This window comes from Corynebacterium sp., assembly GCF_043426755.1.
Lineage (GTDB): Bacteria > Actinomycetota > Actinomycetes > Mycobacteriales > Mycobacteriaceae > Corynebacterium.
Genome location: NZ_JBHWRP010000013.1, coordinates 1 through 4,678, shown reverse-complemented (window position 1 = coordinate 4,678; position 4,678 = coordinate 1). Strand labels below are relative to the sequence as shown.

4 protein-coding genes are annotated in these 4,678 nt (G+C 58.0%); 2 read left to right on the top strand and 2 right to left on the bottom strand.

All coding sequences use genetic code 11. The features are described from left to right. Positions 1 to 797: 797 nt before the first annotated feature. Positions 798 to 1,028 carry a hypothetical protein gene (locus ACHFGA_RS01460; RefSeq protein WP_018581496.1) on the top strand — a complete coding sequence of 77 codons (231 nt, stop codon included), beginning with the start codon at positions 798 to 800 and terminating at the stop codon, positions 1,026 to 1,028. Between the two features lie 162 nt (positions 1,029 to 1,190). Next, a complete protein-coding gene (locus ACHFGA_RS01455) occupies positions 1,191 to 1,808 on the top strand; it encodes an FMN-dependent NADH-azoreductase (protein WP_026254328.1) in 618 nt (205 codons plus the stop codon). On the opposite strand, the gene ACHFGA_RS01450 is transcribed toward ACHFGA_RS01455, so the two are convergent. Together ACHFGA_RS01450 and ACHFGA_RS01445 are read right to left on the bottom strand one after the other, a co-directional pair. After that, entirely contained in the window at positions 1,805 to 3,442 is a 1,638-nt protein-coding gene (locus tag ACHFGA_RS01450; protein WP_394280699.1) for an alanine/glycine:cation symporter family protein, read from the bottom strand. The genes ACHFGA_RS01455 and ACHFGA_RS01450 overlap by 4 nt on opposite strands. 126 nt (positions 3,443 to 3,568) lie before the next feature. After that, a partial coding sequence (locus ACHFGA_RS01445) for a Rib/alpha-like domain-containing protein (RefSeq protein WP_394280698.1) occupies positions 3,569 to 4,678 on the bottom strand: 1,110 nt, incomplete at its 5' end.

The following is a 4,678-nucleotide window of genomic DNA, read 5'->3' as shown; positions in this document are numbered from 1 at the left end:
GGCATGTCGCGTTTCGGGAGCCCATTGAGCTGATCCGCACCACACTTCCAAGTCTTCACTGGTCACCTCACTTGGGGATGCTGTGCCGAGTGCTCGTGCGGCGGTTGCCAGGTGTGTGAGCCTCGTGGTGATCGTGCGGTGGGATCTATTGAGAGCTGCGAGATGGAGTTCGAATCTTCGCAGGGGGTCCCGCCATCCGGGAGGGGTTGGTAAGGCATTGGGTCGATCTGAGTGGAGCATGATCGAGTCATACCCAACGTTCCATGCGGGGAACCGTATGCATGGCAACCCGGCAATACGGCAATACGGTTAGCCGGAGAGCCAGCAATACGGTTAAAGTGGTAAAAAAAATTTCGGCGGAGCTTCCAACCCATGAGGGTTATGGAGGCTAATGACCCAGAGGTCGTAGGTTCGAATCCTGCCCCCGCTACCATCTTCAGCCCCTCTCCTTCGGGAGAGGGGCTTTTTTCGTCGTGGCTGACTGTCCGGGGGAGAAGATCAGCAACATCAACGTTAAAAAATTCTGCCACTGCAAAAAGGTCTGTCACGCTCCAGCCAACCTGGCCGAGTGAACTGCTCTGGGTTTGTTTCGAGCTTGAATTTTGTTTCTATTATTTCTTGCGTCCGGTACTGGTTCCAAAATTCTGACTTACCTTCAGTTGGCGAGTGGAATGATCAGACCAACAGTGACGGGATCGTTTCAAAGGGTCGATAGGTGAAACAGGCAACAGTAAGATGCTTTTGTGGCTATAATGGCACATAAGAGCTGATTGCGTCGAATCTTTGGAGGAATTGTTATGTCACGTACCCGCCAAGTCATTCTCATCTTCGCCCTCATCGGTATCCTGATGGGTGTTTTTGCAGCCTTCCACAATATGCAAACTGGTCAGGTGGGCTGGAACACCATCTTCACCATTATCCAGACCATCGTCGGCATCGTGTTGGCCGTCATGGTGGCTAACGATGCTAACCCTGGAACCGCTAACCAGCGCAAGCTGGAAGAGGAGAGGGTAGCAAGTCGCAACTAGGCAATTGCCCCTCGATATGTGCCCCGTCAGATTCAGTCTGGCGGGGTATTTTGTTGCTCATCGACGCGTCCAGCGGAGTAGGCAAGTCCTCGCTACGGTGGATCTGTACATACTGTACGTTTCAAATTTCCGAAACCATAGATCTATATGAAAGGTATTTTCGTGAGAGTTCTGATTGTCCGCGCGCACCCACTGGAGTCCAACAAATCTCGGTCGATGACCATGGCGGACACGTTCCGGGATGCATTCAAGGAAACACACCCCGATGCACGAGTCGAAGAACTGCGCCTCTATGAAGTGGCAATCCCAGAGATCGATATGGATTTGCTGTCCGGCTGGGAGGCGCTCGCTGGGGGCGAGCACTTCGCCCACCTCACCCAACAGCAGCAGGCCAAGCTGACCTTGTATGACAACTACACCGACCAGTTCCTCAACGCTGACCTGGTGGTCGTAGCGAACCCGCTATGGAACCTGTCCATCCCCACTCGCCTGAAGGCATGGGTGGACACGATCTGCCGCTCCGGCGTGACATTCCGCTATACCGACACCGGCGCCGCAGAAGGTCTGGTCCAGGGCAAGAAGTTGGTCCATCTGCAGGCATCGGGCGGGCATTTTGGCGGCAATGACCCCGCCGCCCAGTACATCAAGCAGATTGGCGCATTCCTGGGCTGCGAGGTCTCGTCCGTCATCGCCGAAGGGCTTGATCATGAGCCTCATCGTGCCGACGAAATCATGAATGACACACTCGAACGCGTCAGGGACTTGGCAAAGAAGATCTAAGGCGTTCTCGCGGTGGAGCCACCGGCGTCTGTATCGGGGGAGTCGCTGGAGTTGAGGAAGATCGACTCGTCGATACCGTGACGGGGGCCTTGGGGGGCGTAGGGGCCATCGTCGATACCCTGCGCGTCGATGGCTGCAGCAAGTTCTTCGTCCTCGGGGGAAGGCTCGTGATCGCCCATCCCCACTTGTAGTTGCTCATGGGCTTCGTCGATATGCCCGCCGCTGACGGCCTCGCGGTAGGAGAGGATCTCGCGGCGTAAAACGTTGGCTAGGAAGTAGATGCCCAGCAGGTTGGGGATGGCCATGAGGAAGAAGGAAGCATCGGCGAATGTGATCACGGCGTTCAGCGAAGCCGAGGCGCCGATGACCGGGCCGATCACCCAGATCGCCTTCAAGGTCCAGCGGGTAGCTGGGGAATCGCCGAAGATGTACACACCAGCCTGCTCAAAGTAGTAGGCGTAGGCCAAGACGGTGGAGAACCCGAACAGGGTGACTGCGACGGTCAGCAGGTACGGGAACCACGATGCAACAGTGGCGAAAGCGGATGCCGTTAGCGTGACACCTTCCACGTCTGCGCCGGCAGTTTCATGGACGCCGGTAATCACGATCGCGGTAGCGGTGAGCATGCACACCACCACGGAGTCGAAGAATGGTCCCCACATAGCGTTGAAACCCTCGGACGCGGGACGACGAGTCTTCGACGCCGAGTGCGCAAAGCCTGCAGTACCCACGCCAGCCGCGTTAGAGAACAAGGAACGCTGGATGCCGATTACCGCCACACCAATCGCGCCGCCTGCAACGCCCTCCGGTGAAAAGACGCCTGTGACCATGGAGCCAAGTGCGGCACCGAGCTGATCAATATTGACGACGATCACCGCCAGCACCGAAACCAGGTAGAGCAAGGCCATCGCCGGGGTGATGCGCGACGTCCACTTACCGATGGAGGTCACGCCTCCGATGATGACCAAGCCAACCAGGACCGCGATGATCAGGCCGAGGAGCCAGTTGTTGTTCTCTAGGAACTCATTACCTAACGACGAGGAGAGGATTGCCGCCACCTGGTTGGACTGGAACAAGTCAGCGCCGTACACACCGAGCAGAGTGAATAGAGCGTAGAGCCATGCCAATACGCCACCCGTTTTCTTCCAGCCGATGGACTTCAGGCCGTCGCGCAGGTAGTACATGGGGCCGCCGGAGATGGTGCCGTCTTCATTGACGCGGCGGAACATCACACCGAGGGTGGCCTCTGCCATCTTCACGCTCATGCCCAGAAGTCCGAAGGCAGCGATCCATAGTGCCGCACCCGGCCCGCCAACCGAGACTGCAACCGCCACGCCGGCGATATTGCCCAGGCCGATGGTGCCGGACAGCTCTGTGGCCAGCGCCTGGAAACTAGAGATCTCACCTGGGTCAGTCTTGCGGGTGAACTTGCCGGTAATCACCCTGAGGGAGTGCCGGGCACCCGTGATGGGCTGGAACTTCAGCCAGACGGTGAGGAAGATCGCTGCGGCCATCAGCCACAGCACGATGAGGGGAATGCCTCCGAAAATGGGAATCTCCGCGAAAACGATCGCGGAGAGCACATCGGCTACAGGGCCGACAACGGATTCAATGACTTGATCAAACTGATCCATGAAACCTCAGATCTAGGTTAAATACGCATATAGTCAAACTAATATATGATCCAAGGTTAGTGGTTTAGGTCACTGCTAAGTATGCGCTTCCCCACATATGGGGGTGGGGAAGCGTGACACACTGGGTTAGAACAAATTCACCAGACCCAGCTGCTGGGCGAGGCCGACCAAGGCGGCGAGGACAGCGATCGCAGCGACAAGGCCGCCAATGATTCCACCGGCGCCGGAGGAACCTGCGTTTGCCGGCGGGGTCAGATCGTTCAGCTGCACCGTTGCGCTGACCCGGCTGGTCGACTTATCGGGGTAGGTCACATCGATCGGCAGGGTGACCCGATCATTGCCGTTGAGTTCGCCCACCGTGTACGTCACCTCGCCTGTTGTGGAGTCGATCGACACGCCGGCGCGATCGTCGGCAAGCGAAAAGCGGGTGCCGGAAGGCAGCGGTTGGCTGAACTCTGGGCTGATCGTCGCCGTGCCGTTCTCATTGACGGTCGTGGACGGGTAGGTCACTTTGAACTGATCCGACTGCTGATCGGTGACCAGCACGGATACGCTCGTGGTGTCGGTCGATTCGTCCGGATAGGTGACGATGATGGGCACGTCCAGCACGGTATCGGCATTGACGGATTCGCCAGTATAGGTCAGCGTGGTGCCGGATACCTGCCCGCTTGTCGACGAAACCTTCGTGCCTTCCGGCAATCCCGCAATGATGGGGGCTAGGTCAATGGTGGTTTTCTGACCCTCACGCACCTCAAATTGCTTGTTGAGCTTGGCGGGTTCGTGCTGATCGGACAGGCTATCGCGCACAGGGACGGTGATGGTCGCCGTGTTGGAGGACTTGTCCGGGTAGGTGAACGTCACCGTGATTTTAAGATCTTGGTCCTTATCGACGCTCGGCGTCCGCCACGTCACGGTCCCGTCCTGGGCGATTCGTGCACCTTGATTAGGTTCGATGCGGGTGCCCCGCGGAATTTCGTGGCCATTGGTCAGCTTGGCGGTCACCTCAAGACCCTCGCGCACAGGCTCAGGTTGGCTAAAGGTGGGCGTGACCTTGTCCGCGTCCTTGTTCAGGATGAGTACGGGGATGCGCTCAGTGGTCGTTGTACCATCGGGGTAAGTGCCGGTGAGCTGGGCGTACGTTTCAGTGTCTTCTTTGACCTCGGGGGCAACCCACTCATGGGAGGTGCCGCCCCATAGCCCGGCGGTGTGCTGGATGGGCAAAGCGGTGCCCTCACG

Bases quoted from the DNA above. Each gene is read 5' to 3' on its own strand.
- ACHFGA_RS01450 (WP_394280699.1), bottom strand. From the start codon at position 3,442: ATGGATCAGTTTGATCAAGTCATTGAATCCGTTGTCGGCCCTGTAGCC.
- ACHFGA_RS01460 (WP_018581496.1), top strand. From the start codon at position 798: ATGTCACGTACCCGCCAAGTCATTCTCATCTTCGCCCTCATCGGTATC.